Here is an 18,249-nt window from a genome sequence, read left to right as displayed (position 1 = left end):
GTACCGCTTTTCCCTCACCCCGAGTGGACTAAAAGCCGTAGCTCAGTCCCAGTGCCAGCCCCGGACTGATCCTGCTCTGGCATAGCAGTCCCTCCGCCATGACGAAGAGTCCCAGCCGATCGAAGAAGCGGTACTTCACACCACCGCCGAGCGAAGCGGCTGTCGGGCTTACCTTGAGATCCACAAAGGGGGTAAACCTCGAGGGCAGGACGTTCCATGTCGTCTGCAGAGCTGGTCGGATAGGATCGTTGTCCAGCTTCGTGAAGCCGAGACCGACGTATAGCCTGCGGTCAAGGAGCGACACCCCCGCTGTGAGCGAACCGGTCGCATAGCTACTCATGTCGATCTGCTCACCATCGGGACCGTAGACTCGATGGAACAAGCTATTACAGATGTCTGCCGAGGCGGCGAAGCGAACCTTCCCGAGCCTCGACCCGCCGTCGCTTGCCGCAGCGGCTCTGCCGGTGAGCGACAGTGCCATCACCAGCGTCAGGAGAAATAGTGAGAGCTTACTCATGATCAGATGTTATGTTGTTAGTTTTCGACTGCAATAGTAAGGAAATCGGCAGACACCCCAAGGGGGGGGGGAAAAAAAAGAGGTCTCAGTTCAGGGGTGACGCATTTGAGCTTATCAATAAGAGAAGTGATAACCTCTGTCGCTATACAATCTCGCTGACCGAACCCCGCCCTGTTGCTATCGCCTGCCGATCCCGCAGGGGCGAAGCCCCGGAGGGATCATCGCTTTTTAGACCGGGTGTCGAGGCACGAAGTGCCGAAGACCCCGGGAAAGACCACCTCGGGAATGATCTCCGACCCCGCTAGGGTGTCGCACTTACCAATCAGGCAATCAGTGCGACACCCTGGCGGGGTCGAGGGATTGCTTGCGATGCCCGGTCCACGGGTCATCGGGGCTACGCCCCTCGACCACGTGGCTAAAAAGCGGGCACCCCTGTCGGGGTGCATCGTCTTCCACTCTTCACTATGAGTTGAATAGCTTCTGCACGGCTCAAATGCGTCACCCCTAGAGGTCTCGGTTTTGTCACTGACAGCAGGCGGGAGAGCGACCAAGCGCCCCTTTTTATCCACCTCTTGTATACGCCTGAGGATCAGCGACGAGGAGCGCCATCTCTCTGGCGTATTTCTAATACCGATATTAGTGATCACTATTACCGGTATTAGAGATCACTATTACCGGTAATAGTTTTGAGGTGATCCTCAAAGCCATGATTGACCACCCCTCTTGTCATCCGAGGAGGGCGCTTCTTCTTGGTCTCTCTCAAGAGCATATTATTGGCATCCAGGAGCTTGTACAGCCAGTCTCGACCCACAGTGAAGATGTCACGGAAGTATTCATTGGACAGCTTGTGGAGTACGGCTACGCTCGCCCTCGGCAACTTCTCTCGCTGTCGACGGCAAAAGTAGAGTACTGCGCTCGCCTTGGTGGACTCCTCGTAGCCCTCCTCGGTGGCGAGACGAGCAGTCTTAGCCCTCACTCTATTGTAGTAGCCTTTTCTGCTGACTCAGGGTTTTTGCAGCACTGACTTACACCGATTGCACGACCTCCGATGCTCTTCTCTTTCATCTCGCCCACTAGTCTAAATCGATCTTTTTATTGGATCAATGTGATACTTGGAGGACAGTAGTCCAAGGACGCTTTTTTGATCTCGCACTCAATTTGTGCCTCTCGAAGTCTTACCTTAAGCTCCTCACACTCACGCTCTTTCTCGATAAGCTTACGCTCGATGTCGCTGATATTCTTACTCATAACCTGCTCTCTGATTTGTTTTGGGGTTCTGATCCCAAAGGCACTGATCCAGCGGGATATGGTTGTAATCGGCACGTCGTGACGCTTACTATGGTGACACGAACTTTATCTGGGAGAGAGAAAACTTTCGGATGGTATCCGTGCGGTTTTTCTACGCTATAGTGCAAAAAAAGATCCTGCACCTCCATGTCGGGGACGCAGGACCTTTTTATGCGAGAAGAGGGGGGCGCTTACTCCACTCTCATCCGCGTAGTACCGTGATGCTGTCGGCCAAAGCGATCAGTCGCTCTCACCTCGATGGTGTAGGTGCCCGGTGTGAGCTTGGAGTCGATCCTTCCGGACCAGATATGGGTCGAGGGGACTGCATTGGAGGGACGTCGTCCCGGGAGTAGCTCATCCGAGTAGTCCCACTCGTTGAGGAGGTTCAGATAGTGTGGATCAGGAGTGCCTGGAGCATAGCTCATCGGACGCCACTCGCCCTGTCCGATGCGGTACTCGACCTTGTCCCCCTCCTGGCACATAAAGATATTGGCGAGTACTCTGGCAGAGGTCCCCTTGCCGGCTGCGACCACATTGGGCGCAGTGACACGTATCTGATAGTCATCCGGCATACCGACCACCCTGTAGTCGAGCGCATACCGATTGCCGTCCACACGGAGGATCCCGAAGCCCTGCGGGGTGCCGTCGCGCATCGTTGCGTCGGGGAAGCCGTCAGCACCGATCTTGCCGGAGAACCAGTCTCCACAGGTAGTCCCAATATTGATCTCGAGGAGCGGATTTTTGCCCCTCCAGCCATCCTCAGGCCCGTACTCGATCAGCTGCTGGACATGGGTGTGGGCTGAGAAGACCAGGACGTGATCAAAGCGTGAGAGGATCCTGAAGAGCCGCTCCCGGTCCGACCTGCGGAAGTGATCATCCGTCCCTCCCGCATCATCCAGATGGATATGCTGCGAGAGGACGATGAGCTGATCCGGGCGGACATGCTTGAGATCACTCTCAAGGAAGTCGAGCTGATCCTTGCGATAGCCTCCCCAGTACTTCGTCCGACCTCCCGGGTCGGGGAAGAGGACGTCATCCATGATCACATAGTGCACGTCCCCGTAATTGAAGGCATAGGTGGCAGGGCCGTAGTAGTACTCAAAGGTCTCATCCGAGTCCTTATCATCGAGGATGAAGCGGTCGACATTCATATCGTGATTGCCGAGGACATTGTGCCAGGGGAGCTGGAGCTTGGCCACCTCGCGCATGTAGAGCGGCTCGAGATCGAGATAGTCCCATGCAAGGTCGCCGAGAGAGATGCCGAAGATCGCGTCCTCCGGGATACGCCTCTGTACATCAGCGATCACCTTACCGCCAAAGTAGGAGACGTCCGTCTCTGAGTGAGGCTGAGGGTCACCGAAGACCATCACAGAGTACTTGCGCGGTTCGTCAGTCTTGCGGAGGGGGAAATTGACCTCCTTCGGGAGTGGACCGGTAGGCTCAAAGGCCTTGTACTTCAGCCCCTCGGGTGAGCCAAGAGGCTTGTAGCTGTAGTAGAAGAGCGGGGTATAGTCCTTGCTCAGAGGGGACTGATAGCCGGAGGGCTTGATGACGAAGAGGGTCGAGCCGCTACACTCCACCGGCAGCAGATACCTGCCCTCCTGATCGGTCAGGACCACCTCGCGGCCATTGGAGACACCGACCCCGGAGAGGCCTGGCTCTCCCGCATCACGCTGTCCGTTACCATTCTGATCCTCGAAGACATAGCCCTGAGCCATCTCCTGTCGGACCTGAGCATCCAGCTGATAGCCGGACGCAAGCACAAGCAGTACCGCCGGGGCTACTGCCGAGATCACACGTCTATTCATTTCTGCCATATTAGTTTGGTGTACGGAGTATCCTCTCTCATACTAGAGAGAGCCTCCTGGTAGTTATCTTTATTTGTTCGCTGTAGGATTGCGGGGTACTTAAAGCGCTTGGGCATCGTATTGCCGGTAGGCACTCCCGGCCCAAAGGGTAGCTCCGGCAGTCCGGTCCTATTGTACTCAAACCACTGCTGATAATCACAGAAGAAGAGGGCGTAGAACTTCTGTAGCATAATCCTCTCGAGGGACCCGTCATAGGCGGTCGAGGGATTGTCGAAGTAGCCCTCCTGTAGACTCACTCCCCAGAAGCGTGCTGACGCCTCTACGCCTCTCTCATAGTGAACCTGTGCATCGCCGGAGACGACACCTCGCTGCATCAGCTCGGCGAGGATAAACTCCACCTCAGAGTAGGTTATGAGCATTAGATGGAGTGGAGCCTTGACGATATCCTGACTGGGCAGTGAGGCGGGTCCACTCGGCACGACCGAGTATCCACTCTGCATTCCTCGGTAGGTATCCTTGCCATCCACCTTGACCGTACGAGCAAAGACGGGCAGTCTGGGATCACTCCACTCCATCAGATTGTCGATGAAGAACTCGGATAGAGCCTTGTAGGAGGTGAAGTCCTGCGGGCGGACCATTGGAGCGACGTAGGGAGCGGCACCGGTGATGTAGAGCTTCGCCTCATCCTCATTGGACTCGAAGATCGGGTACTTCTCCGGATTGGCCAGCATCTCTCTGATCGTATCTGCTCCCCCAAGGGCGTCCACGCTGAGTGATCTCAGGAGGACGCGGAGGCGGAGCGAATTGGCAAACTTTCGCCACTTCACAATCCCGGGCGAGACACCTGAGACGAGCCGATCATCGGTGCCGTAAAGCAGCTCCCCCTTCTTATTGAAGACGAGACCCTGTGACTCATCGAAGAGACTATTTGCCTCCTCCAGATCTGCCAAGATCTGCCTGTAGACCTCGAGCTGAGTGTCAAACTTGGGTCTATAGATCTGCTCGTCGGCACTCGTCGCCTCACTCATGGGGATGTCCCCAAAGGAGTCCACCAGGAGGGAGTAGATCCAGCTCTTGAGGGTGAGAGCCACCGCACGGTAGTTGGGCGCCTCTCTCTCGATCGCCTCCTTCTCTATGGCGTCGATATTATTGAGCCAGCGGTAGTAGGTCGTCCAGGCTCCGTCCCCTTCGGTGTCAGAGATGTAGAGCCAGCCTTTGCCCATGTTGCTATTGGTGGTGACCACTTCCTGCATCAGGTGGAAGGTGAAGCCATTGAATCGGTGCCAATTGTAGCTTGTGACCTCGAAGAGGACCGGATCAATGAATGCGCCCGGATCTGCCGTCTGCATCCTCGTCCTGTCTGTATTGATCTCATTCATATCCTGGCATCCAACTAGCGTGCCGAGGGCGATGAGAGCGGTGAGTGTGAGCTTGAGGTATTTCATCATGTCAGTATTCTCCTTAGAATGCAATACTAAAATTGAGGCCATAAGACTTGGTAGAGGGGAGTGCACCATTCTCGATACCTACGACGATGGAGCTGGAGTTGAGAGCTGCCGTCTCAGGATCATAGAGCGGGTACTTAGTGAAGCAGAGGAGATTTCGCCCAAAGGCAGAGACCGTACAACCGGAGATAAAGGTACGGTCAAGCCATTTCTTAGGTAGAGAGTATCCGACAGAGATCTCTCTCAGCTTGATGAAGGAAGTGTCGAAGGTATTGGTCTCCACATTGGCTCTGCGATAGTAGTCCTTGTAGTAAGACTCCACAGTGACGAGCTGCTCATTGGGAGAGTAGGAGCCGTCACCATTGCGCACTACACCGGGGATCACCATGTAGATACCACCGAGATTGGTCAGGCTGGGATCAGCGAGGATACGAGGATCGCCCTTGGGGATATAGAAGTCCGTCCCTGGGAGTCGTCCATTGAGCGTATGGGCAAGCTTGCCCTGCTCTGTCATCTTGTGGTGAGACTGAGAGTAGGCGAGACCACCATACTGTCCATCAAGGAGTATGCTGACGGAGAGACCCTTGTAACTAAATTGATTGAGCCATCCAGCTCTCCACTTGGGACTGGCATTGCCCACTCTCTCGATCTCTGAGGGTCGCTCAGGGAGACCATTCTTGCCGATCACCACATGTCCATCTTCATTGCGCACGAGCTTGTAGCCCCAGATATCGGTCACTGACCCTCCCACAGTACCGATGAGGTGAAAGGTCCCTCCCACGGAGGCGATCACCTGATTTTCGTCAGAGCCCTCTGCGAGGGAGAGGATCTTATTCTGATTGGTCGACCAGGTGACCTTGGTCGTCCACTTGAAGTCAGGCGTCACCACTGGGATAGCTCCCAGCTCTAGCTCCAGACCCATATTCTGCACCGTACCCGAATTGATCGTCGCACGAGTATATCCCGTAGTGGGATCGATCGGTGCATCGAGGATCTGATTGCGGGTCCTATTGTAGTAGTACGTGAGGTCTACGCTGAGACGATCGTCAAACATCCTGTAGTCAAATCCGACCTCATAATTGGTCGAGATCTCAGGGAGAAACTCCTGATTGTACAGGGTGGTGGGGAGGATGAGCGACCCCGGGAGCTCGCTCGTGGTGTAGTACTGAGAGGTCTTGTAGGGACTGGTGTCATTACCTACCTGAGCCCAGGAGCCACGGAGCTTGAGGAGGCTTATGACGCTCGGCATCTCGACCAGCTCATTGACGACTGCGCTGAGATTGACCGAAGGGTAGAAGTAGGACCTATTGGCCTCAGGAAGGGTGGAGGACCAGTCATTGCGTCCGGTGATGTCAAGGAAGAGCGCATTCTTATAGCTCGTATTGAGCACGAAGTAGAGGCTATTGATCGCCTTATTACTGATCCGTGGCTTCACCTCGGGGGTGGAGAGGGCGTTGGCCAGATTATATACACGAGGGACCTTCAGCCCATGAGTGGCAGCCGACAGCTCGTCGTAGCGAGATTCCATCATGTTTCCTCCGAGAGAGGCAGTAACTCCGATCTCCTTCGTCAGATCTTTCTTCCAGGTCAGGAGCATATCGGTATTGATCTCATAGTCGAGGATATTTTGCTGCTTGAAGAAGCCATCCCTATACACCACGTCACTGATAGGGCGGTGCTGCTCTCGATGGTCAGCAGCAATACGGACTCCCGTACGAGCCATCAGGGAGAGCTCAGGGGTGATGTCATAGGTGACGGACAGCGTAGTCCTATTGCTCTGCGAGAGTGCAGGATTGATCGCCTCGTGGAGGATCACGAAGGGATTGCCGATGTAGGAGCTGTAGGGCTGCAGCTGATTGAATCCCTCCTGCCCGATCCGCCACATGGGACGGAGCCAGTCGAGATTGACGTTAGGGTTCTGGAAGATCAGGAAGTAGGAGATGGAGTTGCTATTGTACCCCAGTCCCGGAGTATTGTGCACATCCTTCCTAGTATAGGAGGTGCTATAGTTCATCCGGATCTTGTCAGAGATACTCTGGGTACCAGAGATACTGACCGTAAAGCGGTCATAGCCTGTATTGGGAAGGATCCAGCGATTATTAGAGTAGGTGATCGATCCACGTAGGGATCCACCCTTGTGATTGCTGGTGAGAGCGACGGTACAGGTCGAGGTGACACCGGTACGGAAGAGATCCTTGCGATTATTGGGATAGGCGACCCAGGGGGTAGCGACCTCCGATCTTGTCTGAGTGACCGGATCGTACTGGTAGAAGAGCCGAGAGGGATCAAATCGCGCACCAAAGGCACTGCTCGTCCCACTGGTGCCGGGATTTCCATCCGGGGAGGCTCCATAGGAGTAGTAGAGCTCGCCCTCATACTCAGTGCCCTTCTTCCCGATATTGGTCGGACGACCCTGACCAAACTCATACTGATAGTCCGGCCAGCGCATGATGTCCTCGAAGGTGACGGCCGATGAGATCGACACGCCGATCCCCTTACGGCTGCCGGAGCTACCGTTCTTCGTCGTGATGATGATCGCTCCATTGGCTGCACGAGAGCCGTAGAGCGCCGTGGCTCCCGCCCCCTTAAGCACCTGGATGTCTGCAATATCGCTGGGATTGATGTCGGCAAATCCATTTCCGTAGTCGACGGAGAGCTCAGAATTGCCTCCCGCTGCATAGGCCACCCCCGGATTAGAGATCTTGCTGCTCATAGGGACTCCATCCACGACGATCAGAGCGGCATTTCCGTCCACATTGAGAGAGATGTCTCCTCTTAGGGAGACCCTCGTAGAGCCGAGTGGACCACCCGGAGAGACGATATTCAGTCCCGATACCTTCCCAGAGAGTGCACTAGACCAGTTAGAGGGCATGGTGTGGGTGATCGACTCACCATCCAGATTCTCGGTCGAGTACCCAAGTGATCGAGCCTCACGCTTGATTCCAAGGGCAGTTACGACCACCTCATCCAAGGTCTCTGCGTTGACTCTCATGTGGACATCGAGCGGAGTAGTCCCACTCCACGTGATCCTCTGGGTCTGATAACCCACAAAGGAGAAGGTGAGCACCTGACCTTTGGAGGCCCTTACGCGGTACTTTCCCTCCATATTGGTGGCTGTGCCTGTACTCATCTCTCGATTGGCTACTGTCACACCCATCATGGGCTCGTCATTCTCGTCATAGACTGTCCCAGTGACATAGGTCTCTTGTGCAAAGACCAGGACTGGAAAGAGGAGAGCAAGGCAGAGCCCTACAGCACATAGAGCTACATGTCTGCATAATGATTTCTCGACCATCTCAATAAATGTTCATCGTTTGTAAATTTATTTGCAAACTTAGAAGTATAGTGTCACAATGGAATTACGCCGACATCTCATTATAGTGAAGGAATCGAGGCGGTGGGCGGGCTGGTGGCGGTGAGAGGGAAAATGGCTAACTTCGCATCAGAATCAACCACGATTACTTGATACAATCCCTACAATGACTGACCCTGCTGTCCCCTCCGCTGAGACAACGACTCACCGAGCCGGACCTCTGGCAAAGGACATCCTCCTGATCGTCATCGGCTCCTTCCTCGAGGCGCTGGCGTATGGTGGCTTCATCGCCCCCAACGACATCATCCCCGGTGGGGTCTATGGTATCACCATAGCCCTCCATGAGCTGACGAGGGGGGTATTTGCATTTGCTCCCGACGGTCTGCCGATCGGGACGACAGCTCTCTTCTTCAACGTCCCCCTTCTCCTCCTCGCGATGCATAAGCTGGGGCTGAAGTCGGGACCAAAGACGGTGCTCACCTTTATCCTCATCTCGCTCTTCACCGACGGGATCACCCTCTTCCTCGACCACAAGCCGATCATCGACGATATGATCCTCGCCTCCTGCTACGGTGGGGCGATCCTCGGCGTGGGGGTCTACTTCGTCTTCCGCGCCGAGAGCACGAGCGCCGGGACGGATGTGCTGGGGCGGATCATCTCGAAGGGACGCAATATCAAGCTCGGCACCTGCATCATCATCATCGACTCGATCGTGGTCATCTTCGGACTGCTGGTCTTCGGGGACATCAAGGTGCCGCTCTACTCGTGGCTCACCATATTTATATACGGTCGGGTGGTCGAGTTTCTCTCGCCTGAGAACCCCAAGAAGGCGGTCTTCATCGTCTCCTCTCAGGTGGAGCCTATCCGTCAGTGTCTATCTGCCCTCGGCGTACGGGGATCGATCCTCCACGGCCGGGGCATGTACGAGAGCGTGGAGCGCGAGGTGCTCTTCATCGTCGCTGAGCGGAAGACACTCCGCCGCATACGTAGCGAAGTCAGAGCCTTGGACCCGAAGGCCTTTATCTCCACCATGGATGCCGGCGAGGATCCACTGCCGATCCCTAAGGCTCCTCATCAGTAATCTCTTATGTCTAAGCTAAGTCCGGAAATGTGTACCGTCCCCGTGGACGGCGAGTATGATCCCTCGGTGATGCGCTTCCTCCACATACGCACCCACCTGCGTGAGGAGCTGTCCACCGGCAAGTATCCCTATCGGGTCGATATCACCTGGCCCTACGATGGGGACGAGAAGGGGCTCCCCGATCCTGAGACCGCCGATGCGATGAAGGGCTTCCGCGAGCGGGTGATCGACGAAGCTCTCGAGCGGGATAAGCTTGCCCTGCTCGCCTACGAGGTGGTGGGCGAGGATCGCTGCCTCTGGTGCATCTACACGCGGAATATCCCAGCCTTCCAGGAGATGCTCAACGAAGCCTCCTCAGAGCTGCCGGACTACCCGCTGGAGATCTATGCCGAGGAGGATCGAGAGGGACTCGCTTTCGGCGAGGTGGAACCGCTGATCGCGGCCGAGTAGCCTACCCGTAAACGCAAAGCGGGGACGCACTTCAGATAGAAGTGCGTCCCCGCTCTATATCGGACTTCGTGGAGGGAAGATGAAAGAAAACTCAATTTTCCCTCAAGAATAGCTACTATAAATTTGTAAGGTACCGAGATTATACATATCTTTGCTTCGTCAACCAATCAAAGTAAGTAACGCAATGGAGACAGACAGCAGAGAGCGCACCCCGGTAGTCGACGTCCGGGAGCTGCACAAGACATATCCGGGAGCTCAGCCGCTCCACGTCCTCAAGGGCGTCTCCCTCCGGGTCGAGGAGGGAGAGATGGTGTCTCTGATGGGAGCGAGTGGCTCCGGCAAGAGTACCCTACTCAATGTCCTCGGCATCCTCGACACCTACGACGCCGGCTCATACTACCTGGATGGGCAGCTGATCACCCGTCCGGGGGAGAACGAAGCAGCGGAGCTTCGGGGACATAAGATCGGATTTGTCTTCCAGTCCTTCAACCTCATCTCCTTCAAGACCGCGCTGGAGAATGTCGCCCTGCCGCTCTACTACCAGGGCGTCAGTACCCGCAAGCGGATGAAGCTCGCCGAGGAGTATCTCGACCGCGTGGGACTGCTCCCCTGGAGGGATCACCTGCCTAATGAGATGTCCGGCGGACAGAAGCAGCGCGTCTCCATCGCCCGAGCCCTCATCACCCGCCCCCGCCTTCTCCTCGCCGATGAGCCGACCGGCGCACTCGACAGCACCACGGCCGATGACGTGATGCGGCTCCTCAGGGAGATCAATGAGGAGGACCACATGACCGAGCTCATCGTCACCCACGCCAAGGAGGTGGCAGAGCTGACCGACAGGATCATTCACATCAAGGACGGCCTCATCACCGACGAGCCATGAAAGAGCTATTTGCCGAGATCCTCGCCTCTATGCGGACGAGCAAGCTCCGCACCTTCCTCACCTCCTTCACCATCGCATGGGGGATCATCATCCTTGTCGTGCTGCTGGGCATCGGGACCGGCATCCGCAATGGTGCCACCCGCATGTCTGAGGATATGGGGATGAGCCACTTCGGGACGAAGGTCACCCTCCAGGAGACCGACCTGCCCTATGCGGGGTACCAGAAGGGACGGAAGCCCCGGCTGACCGCCGAGCAGATCGATCGCCTGAGGAGCACCTTTGCCGATGATCTCTACGGCATCGATCCGGCCCCGAGCTTCTCCTTCCTCACCTTCACCACCGACTTCGGCTCCGCCAGCACCCAACTGGATACAGCCACGCCACTGAGTGAGCGATTCCGCACCCTCCGCGTGATACAGGGTCGCACATTCTCCCCCCGCGAACTGGCTACGGGGGAGCGGGTGGCGCTGCTCTGCAAGAGTACTATCTCCAAGCTCTTCGAGGCCGGCACCGACCCGATCGGGCAGGTGATCATCGCCGGCGGAGTCAGCTACCGCATCATCGGCGTGACGGAGGATGTCAATCCCTTCTTCGCCGTGACTGAGATACCGCTCACCACCTACCAGGGTCTCTACCCCAATCAGATGATCGAGGTGAGCAACCTCAAGCTTTACCCAAAAGGGTCCAAGGCAGAAGAGATGAAGAGCTTCGAGGAGCGACTTAAGGGCGAGCTGTCGAGTATGCTGAAGTTTGACCCCAACGATGCCTACGTCTTCCGACTCCACAGCTCCACGGATGTGAAAAACTCAATGGACAAGGCCTTCAATGGTCTCGACATGCTCCTCTGGATCATGGGGCTCGGCAGCCTCGCCGTCGGCTCCATCGGCGTCTCCACCATCATGACCGTCACCGTGCGGGAGCGGATGCGGGAGATCGGCATCCGCAAGGCCCTCGGCGCCCGACCGAGAGACATACTCAAGATGATCCTCGGCGAGAGCGTCGCCCTCTCCGTCGTCTCCGGTCTCGTCGGGCTGCTCCTCGGCGCCGGCATCGTCCGGCTCATCGGCTACTCTGCCGAGCACGATAGCTGGGCGATCCAGGAGATAAATAATGAAAATGGTGCCGAGGCGGCCTACTACCACATCGTCAGCGACCCGAGTGTCAACCTCAGCATCGCCATCGGAGCGCTGATCGTACTGGTGCTCGTCGGCATCATCGCCGGCATCCGTCCGGCACGCCACGCCATCCATGTCCCTGCCGTCATCGCCATGAGAGATAAGTAAGTGTATGAGTAAGCTATTCTCCACAGAGCTCTGGAGCGAGGTCTTCTACTCGCTGAGACGCAACCGCCGCCGCACCCTCGTCACGTCACTGGGGGTCTTCTTCGGGATGTTTTTCTTCGTCCTCCTTGACGGGCTGGGCACCGGCATCGGTAACAGCATCAACGAGGGTTTCTCCACCCTCTCCAAGCGTATGGTCGCAGTCTTTGGGAGTCGAACTACCAAGCCCTACCGGGGTTATAAGGCCAACCGCTACATCGAGCTCACCTACCGGGACTACCTCTGGATGAGCGACCATGCCAAGAGCCTCGATAAGGCAGGTTGCTTCCTCGGCTTCAATAAGGAAAACATGTGGTCGGACTCCCAGATCACTGCCAACGGCAAGTCGGCAAAGGACTTCGTCGTCGGCGTCACTCACGAGTACCCCTACGACATCCGCCCGGTGATCGTCTCTTATGGGCGCTATATGACTCGCGAGGAGATCAAGCGGGGTGACCCGGTCTGTGTCATGGGACTGAGGACGACAAAGAACTTCTTTGACAAGCCGGAGGACGCAGTGGGGAAGTACCTCTCCGTCGGAGGGATTGCCTTCCGCATCGTAGGGGTGATCGAGACTATGAACGACAACTTCAATCTTGGATATAATGCCAAGTGGTGTGTCGAGGTGCCGATAGACTTCGCCGTCGGCGGCAATCTAGACCGGGAGGTGATGATCTCCGGACTGCTTAAGGAGGGCAGCACAGCCGACGACCTCCGGAGCGAGCTCAGTGGCTACATCGCTCGCGCCCACCACGTGGACCCGACCGACACCGGAGCGCTCGGTATGGTGGACGTCGAGTCACAGCTCCGGATCTTTGACCTGATGGCCAACCTCCTGAATGCCCTCGTCTGGATCATCGGTCTCGGCACCCTCCTCACCGGCGTCATCTCGGTCAGCAACATCCTCCTCGTGACCGTCAAGGAGCGGCAGCGGGAGATCGGTGTCCGCCGCGCCCTCGGAGCCAAGCCGATCGACATTGTGATCCAATTTATGCTCGAGTCGATGGCGATGATCCTCGTCGCCGGGCTCCTCGGGCTGCTCGTCGGACTGCTCCTTCTCCTCGGCATCGGCGCCCTGTCGGAGAGTACCGGCAAGCTGGCTGAGATCTTCGTACGCCCCTACCCGACGCCCGGGATCCTCCTCTTCTCTCTCATCATCATGATCCTTTCGGGTGCCTTTGCCGGGCTGTTGCCGGTACAGAAGGCTCTCGGCATCAAGGCGATCGACGCCATACGCGACGAGTAATCCCCTTTTCCTCATAGACAAAAACAATAACTACCAATCATATCTCCATTATGATCCAAGATCCATCACAGTCCGGCACCGTCCCGGTGCAGAAGAAGCGTGCGAAGAAGTGGCCCAAGATCCTCCTCTGGGTCGTCCTCGGTCTCGCCATCATCGGCGTCATCGCCACCGCGATCGTCAAGTCGCAGGGGAAGACGAAGGAGCTCTACGAGGAGGTCACCCCGACCGCCAATGACTCGATCGTCAAGTCGACCGTCCTTACCGGCTCCATCGAGCCGCGCGACGAGATCCTCGTGAAGCCCAATATGAACGGCATCATCGCCGAGCTCAATCACCTCCCCGGCGACTTCGTCCAGGAGGGAGAGCTGATCGCCAAGATTCAGATGGTCCCCGACGTCGCCATGGTCCAGAGTGCCGCCTCTCGCGTCGATGCCGCCCGCGTCGACCTGAAGCGCACCGAGGAGGTCTACAACCGCGACAAGTCCCTCTACGACCAGCAGATCCTTGCCAAGGAGGCCTACGAGACCTCGCTCGCCAACTACCGCCGCGCCAAGATCGAGTACAGCTCCGCCGTCGAGCAGCTTGACCTCACCCGCACCGGCTCCTCCGCCTCTACCTCCAAGCGGAATAACACCCTCGTCTTTGCCACCGTCACCGGTACTATCCTCGAGCAGCCGGTCAAGGTCGGCTCACGCGTCACGATGGCGAATAACTTCAACGAAGGTACCACCGTCGTCAGCATCGCCGACCTCACCGACCTCCTCTTCATCGGTAATGTCAATGAGAGCGACGTCAATAACGTCACCGTAGGCTCCCCCGTCACGATCCACGTCGGGGCGCTCAAGGACAAGACCTACCACGCCGTCGTGGAGTACGTCTCCCCCAAGGGGAAGGACACCAGCGGGACGATCCTCTTCGAGGTGAAGGCGGCGATCTCGGGCGACGACCTCTCGGCGCTCAAGGCTGGCTTCTCCAGCAATGCCGAGGTAGAGATGGCGCACAAGACCGGCGTCCTCACCATCCCCGAGGCGACCGTCACCTACGAGGGCGACAAGAGCTTCGTCTTCGTCAAGGGCGGCAAGGGAGAGTATGAGAAGAAGGAGGTGACTCTTGGCCTCTCCGACGGCATCAAGGTGGAGGTACTCTCCGGGCTCACCGGCGACGAGACCCTCCGCGGTAATCTCATGAAGAAGAAGAACTAATCCACCATGATCGCTCACAGACTTTTCATCCCCACCCTACTCCTCCCGCTCCTCGCCCTCACGGCTGAGGCGCAGGTGCCGGAGGCGGAGCCTACCCTCAGTGGCGAGATGACCCTCTCGCAGTGCATCACCTACGCACAGAGGCACAGTCCCGACCTGATCCCCGCGCGGGTGCAGATGGAGCAGCTCGAGGTGCAGGAGCAGTCCGCAAGGATGAACTTCCTCCCCGACCTCAATGCAGGCGTGGGGCAAAACTTCTCCTTTGGCTACACCCAGGGACACGATAAGGTGCTGAGGAAGAACAACGGCTCCTCCACCGGACTCAGTGTCTCCACTTCGCTCTCCCTCTTTGAGGGCGGAGCCCGCTGGTGGGCGCTTAAGAGCAGCCAAGAGGCGCTCGAGAGCAAGGACTACATCCTCGACGAGGTGGAGGACCGGATCGCCCTCACCGTCGCCTCCAGCTACGTCGGCGTGCTCCTCGCTCAGCAGATCGTCGAGGTGGCGGAGGAGAATCTCTCCCTCTCCCTTATGCAGCAGAAGCGGGTCGATGCTCAGGTGGCAGCTGGCAAGCTCGCCCCCTCGGAGCAGCTCAAGATGCGCACCCAGGTGGGTCAGGATCGCCTGGCGCTCAATGAGGCAAAGTCCGACCTCGACCGTGCCATGCGCGTCCTCCGACTCGATATGGGCATCACGGAGGAGGGCGAGACCTTCACCGTCCCGAGAGAGGATCCCGAGAGCGTTATCGCCCGGCTGGAGCGGGAGTCACCCTATCGTGCGGCACCGGAGTGGACCAACCCCTCCCTCCGACTGGCTCAGCTGCGATACGACCTCTCCTCCTACGACGTCAAGCGCGCCAAGGCTGGCTATATGCCCCGCCTAAGTCTCTCCGGCGGCTACTCCAATGGCTACTTCCACTACTTCGGTGACGAGGTCATCAATCAGTCCTTCGGCGACCAGCTCAAGTCAAATGGTCAGTACACCATCGGTCTCTCGCTCTCCATCCCGATCTTCAATCGCGGTCAGGTCCGCGCCTCCGTCCGTCAGGCAGAGCTGCAGCGGGAGAGCGCCCTCGGACAGCTCATCCAGCAGCAGTTTAGCGAGCGGCGAAACATCACCCTCGCCACCGCTGACCTCCGCAAGGCGGAGGAGTCCTACCGCCTCTCCAAGGATAATGTAGAAGTGGCGCAGGAGTCCCTCGACATGACCGAGAAGGAGTACAACGCCGGTCGCATCACCGCCTACGAGTGGGAGCAGTCCAAGAATAAGCTCATCGGAGCCAAGTCGCAGTACCTCCAGAGCGTCTACACCCGCCTCCTCCGCTCGATCAACCTCACCTACTACCTCACCGGCACTCTACCCCGATAACTCTTTTATTTCATACCAAACACTATGCGCACCCTAAGATACCTACTTGCCTCCCTCGCCCTACTCGCCGGCTTTGTCGCCGCAGAGGCTCAGGAGCCCGGCCAGGTGCCGGATAAGACCATCACCCTCGACTACTGCCCCACCGACATAACCGCCTCTACAGGCTTCGAGGTGGTGCTCCGTCCCGGCACGGAGAATAAAGTGGACCTCTACGTCGACAACCTCGACAAGGTCAAGTGCTCTACCGATGCCTCGAAGAAGTCGCTCCGGATCTCGATGAAGCCCTCCTTTGGGACCATCAAAGACGACGACCACACCTATCTCGCCGTCGTCACCCTCACCGATCTCAATAGCCTCACCGCCCTGAAGGCGGAGACCGGCGCTGAGCTGCATATAGACAAGAACTACCGCCCCACCAAGATCGCCCGGCTGGAGCTGAAGTGCTTCACCGGCGGCGAACTGCTCTTCACCGGTGATGCACGAGAAGTGATCGCCACTGCCGCCACCGGGGGCGAGATCTACCTCTCCGGTAAGCATAGGACACTGAAGCTCAAGTCCAAGACCGGGAGCGGGATCGAGTACACCGGCTCCTTTCACCTCGCAGACATGCATGCCGGTACCGGGGGCGAGATCACCCTAACCGGCACCGGCGACACCGTCAGTATCTCCGCCTCCTCAGGTGGCGAGGTGGATGGGAGTGATCTCACAGTGAAGGGCGGCACCCTCGATGCCGATCTCTCCTCCGAGATCACCATCCGCTGCACTGACCGCCGCAACATCACCTGCGACGGCAAGGGCGACATCGAGATCATCATCGCCAAGTAATAGCCCCGACCTCTGACAGAGTCCTAATGGCGGGCGGGTGTGCCAAGAGTCCTCTCTCGGCACACCCGCCCGCCATAAGCTATGTCCTGGGGAGTTCACTCTTATGGATAAGCGTCCGCTCATCCTTTACCGGAAAAAGAATTTACTCTCAAGACGGATGGTGATGGGCGAGCCGACTGACGCTCTTTTGCGGAGCTTCGGATCCGTTCACTTGACCTCGTATGCAGCCCCTCACCATTACCGCTGCTGCATAAAGCGATCCTCACTCAGCTGCTCCAGCCGCTTGCGGGCATAGAGGACCCTCGGGGAGGGCTTTCGCCCCGGGTCACTGCGGAGCTCGAGGTAAGTCTCCAGAGCCTTCATCTCGGCAGCGGTATCTCCCAGCTCCCTGTACGTCAGAGACTGCCTGTAGGGGATGTCCGGCAGGTCGGGGGCAAGGCGACCGAGATCTCTGAGGTGGCGGAGCGAGGAGCGGTAAGCCCCACGGAGGAAGTCCGTCTCTGCCATCAGGTCGTGGTAGCTCTTGAGTACCTGGATCCGCAGCGGGGTCCGCTCCATAAGGGAGTCCACCTTGGCGAGGTAGAGTGCTGCATCAGCGGGTTTCTTCTGCTCTATATAGACGCCTGCGAGGTCAATCATCGGGAAAGGATTGGCCTCCTCGGAGATCTTTATTGCCTCCTTCAGCACCGGGATCGCCTGCTCGAGGGAGTCCTGCTGCATGAGCGACTGACCATGGTAGTAGACCGTATTCATACTCCTATCCCCGGCATGGTAGAGGATGTCGAAGTCAGCATAGGCATCCCGGTAATAGCCTGCGGCGTAATTCACTGCCGCACGACGCTGCCTCACGGGGCGATTGTCGGGATACTCGTAGAGGAAGCTATTCATCATCGTCAGACCGAGGAAGCCCACCCCCTTCTCCTCATAGAGGTCGGAGAGGCGGAGGACATTGACGATATTATACGGGGAGAGCTGCTTGATCTCCTCACGGACAGTGATGGCGGAGTCGGGCAGCTGCATGCTCTCGTAGATCCCCGCCAGCAGTTGCTTGTCGATCACGGAGCCCTCATCCTTCGCCAGCGGCAGGATCAGTGCCTTCGCCTCCTCGTATCGGGCAAAGGAGGTGAGGACACGGGTCTCCTGCCGGAGCATCACGGGGTTCTTGAGGCTGTCGGGGCAGCTCTCCAGCAGCTCCAGAGCACGGTAGTACAGCCCCTCATCGATCAATCGCTGCACCTCCGACTCGGTTACGTCATCCTGGGCGACCGCCATCATCGGCATCACACACAAGAGCAACCAAAGCAGCGCTTTGCGGTGGATGCACCGGATCACCGATTTCTCCATACGATATCCCTTTCATTATAAATCATTCCTCGGCACAAGATACAAAAAAACCACTACCAAGTCTCTCGACTCGATAGCGGTACGATGGTGGACCCTGTAGGATTCGAACCTACGACCCTCTGTTTGTAAGACAGACGCTCTAAACCAACTGAGCTAAGGATCCG

General features: G+C 57.5%; 14 protein-coding genes and 1 tRNA gene. 8 read left to right on the top strand and 7 right to left on the bottom strand.

Going from position 1 to position 18,249, the window contains the following annotated elements; all coding sequences use genetic code 11:
• Window positions 1–28: 28 nt before the first annotated feature.
• The 5 genes from B088_RS03495 to B088_RS03475 all read right to left on the bottom strand — a co-directional run bounded on the left by B088_RS03495 (window position 29) and on the right by B088_RS03475 (window position 8,352).
• On the bottom strand, window positions 29–517 hold the full coding sequence (locus tag B088_RS03495) for a hypothetical protein (protein WP_018107024.1): 489 nt from the start codon (window positions 515–517) through the stop codon (window positions 29–31).
• A gap of 658 nt (window positions 518–1,175) precedes the next feature.
• Complete coding sequence (locus tag B088_RS03490; protein ID WP_018107022.1) at window positions 1,176–1,493, bottom strand: hypothetical protein; 318 nt, start codon at window positions 1,491–1,493, stop codon at window positions 1,176–1,178.
• Between the two features lie 502 nt (window positions 1,494–1,995).
• The gene (locus tag B088_RS03485) at window positions 1,996–3,621 is read right to left on the bottom strand and encodes a calcineurin-like phosphoesterase C-terminal domain-containing protein (protein WP_245546720.1); all 1,626 of its coding nucleotides are present in this window, start codon (window positions 3,619–3,621) and stop codon (window positions 1,996–1,998) included.
• A complete protein-coding gene (locus B088_RS03480) occupies window positions 3,609–5,060 on the bottom strand; it encodes a SusD/RagB family nutrient-binding outer membrane lipoprotein (protein WP_018107019.1) in 1,452 nt (483 codons plus the stop codon). Before B088_RS03480 ends, B088_RS03485 begins: the two co-directional genes overlap by 13 nt.
• Window positions 5,061–5,073: 13 nt before the next feature.
• Window positions 5,074–8,352, bottom strand: coding sequence for a SusC/RagA family TonB-linked outer membrane protein (locus B088_RS03475; protein ID WP_018107018.1), 3,279 nt, complete (start codon window positions 8,350–8,352; stop codon window positions 5,074–5,076).
• Window positions 8,353–8,536: 184 nt separating this feature from the next.
• Here B088_RS03475 and B088_RS03470 point away from each other — a divergent pair, with 184 nt between their 5' ends.
• From B088_RS03470 to B088_RS03435, 8 genes are all read left to right on the top strand, one after another.
• The gene (locus B088_RS03470) at window positions 8,537–9,451 is read left to right on the top strand and encodes a YitT family protein (RefSeq protein WP_018107017.1); all 915 of its coding nucleotides are present in this window, start codon (window positions 8,537–8,539) and stop codon (window positions 9,449–9,451) included.
• Between the two features lie 6 nt (window positions 9,452–9,457).
• Complete coding sequence (locus tag B088_RS03465) at window positions 9,458–9,901, top strand: DUF695 domain-containing protein (protein WP_038973886.1); 444 nt, start codon at window positions 9,458–9,460, stop codon at window positions 9,899–9,901.
• Between the two features lie 184 nt (window positions 9,902–10,085).
• Window positions 10,086–10,784: an ABC transporter ATP-binding protein gene (locus tag B088_RS03460; protein ID WP_018107015.1), complete on the top strand. Its 699-nt coding sequence runs from the start codon at window positions 10,086–10,088 to the stop codon at window positions 10,782–10,784.
• Complete coding sequence (locus tag B088_RS03455; protein WP_018107014.1) at window positions 10,781–12,067, top strand: ABC transporter permease; 1,287 nt, start codon at window positions 10,781–10,783, stop codon at window positions 12,065–12,067. Before B088_RS03460 ends, B088_RS03455 begins: the two co-directional genes overlap by 4 nt.
• Window positions 12,068–12,071: 4 nt before the next feature.
• Window positions 12,072–13,349, top strand: a complete 1,278-nt coding sequence (locus B088_RS03450; protein ID WP_018107013.1) for an ABC transporter permease — start codon at window positions 12,072–12,074, stop codon at window positions 13,347–13,349.
• A gap of 50 nt (window positions 13,350–13,399) precedes the next feature.
• On the top strand, window positions 13,400–14,551 hold the full coding sequence (locus B088_RS03445) for an efflux RND transporter periplasmic adaptor subunit (protein ID WP_018107012.1): 1,152 nt from the start codon (window positions 13,400–13,402) through the stop codon (window positions 14,549–14,551).
• A 6-nt stretch (window positions 14,552–14,557) separates the two neighbouring features.
• On the top strand, window positions 14,558–15,916 hold the full coding sequence (locus tag B088_RS03440; protein WP_018107011.1) for a TolC family protein: 1,359 nt from the start codon (window positions 14,558–14,560) through the stop codon (window positions 15,914–15,916).
• Between the two features lie 24 nt (window positions 15,917–15,940).
• On the top strand, window positions 15,941–16,741 hold the full coding sequence (locus B088_RS03435) for a GIN domain-containing protein (protein WP_018107010.1): 801 nt from the start codon (window positions 15,941–15,943) through the stop codon (window positions 16,739–16,741).
• A gap of 237 nt (window positions 16,742–16,978) precedes the next feature.
• Here the strand turns inward: B088_RS03435 and B088_RS03430 are convergent, their stop codons facing one another.
• The gene (locus B088_RS03430) at window positions 16,979–18,085 is read right to left on the bottom strand and encodes a tetratricopeptide repeat protein (RefSeq protein ID WP_026170468.1); all 1,107 of its coding nucleotides are present in this window, start codon (window positions 18,083–18,085) and stop codon (window positions 16,979–16,981) included.
• An 85-nt stretch (window positions 18,086–18,170) separates the two neighbouring features.
• Window positions 18,171–18,248: transfer RNA gene (locus B088_RS03425), tRNA-Val, on the bottom strand.
• Window position 18,249: the final 1 nt, after the last annotated feature.

This window comes from Porphyromonas bennonis DSM 23058 = JCM 16335 (assembly GCF_000375645.1).
Taxonomy (GTDB): domain Bacteria; phylum Bacteroidota; class Bacteroidia; order Bacteroidales; family Porphyromonadaceae; genus Porphyromonas_A; species Porphyromonas_A bennonis.
The sequence above is the reverse complement of the archived record's forward strand: the minus strand, read 5'-3'. Positions and strand labels throughout refer to the sequence as shown.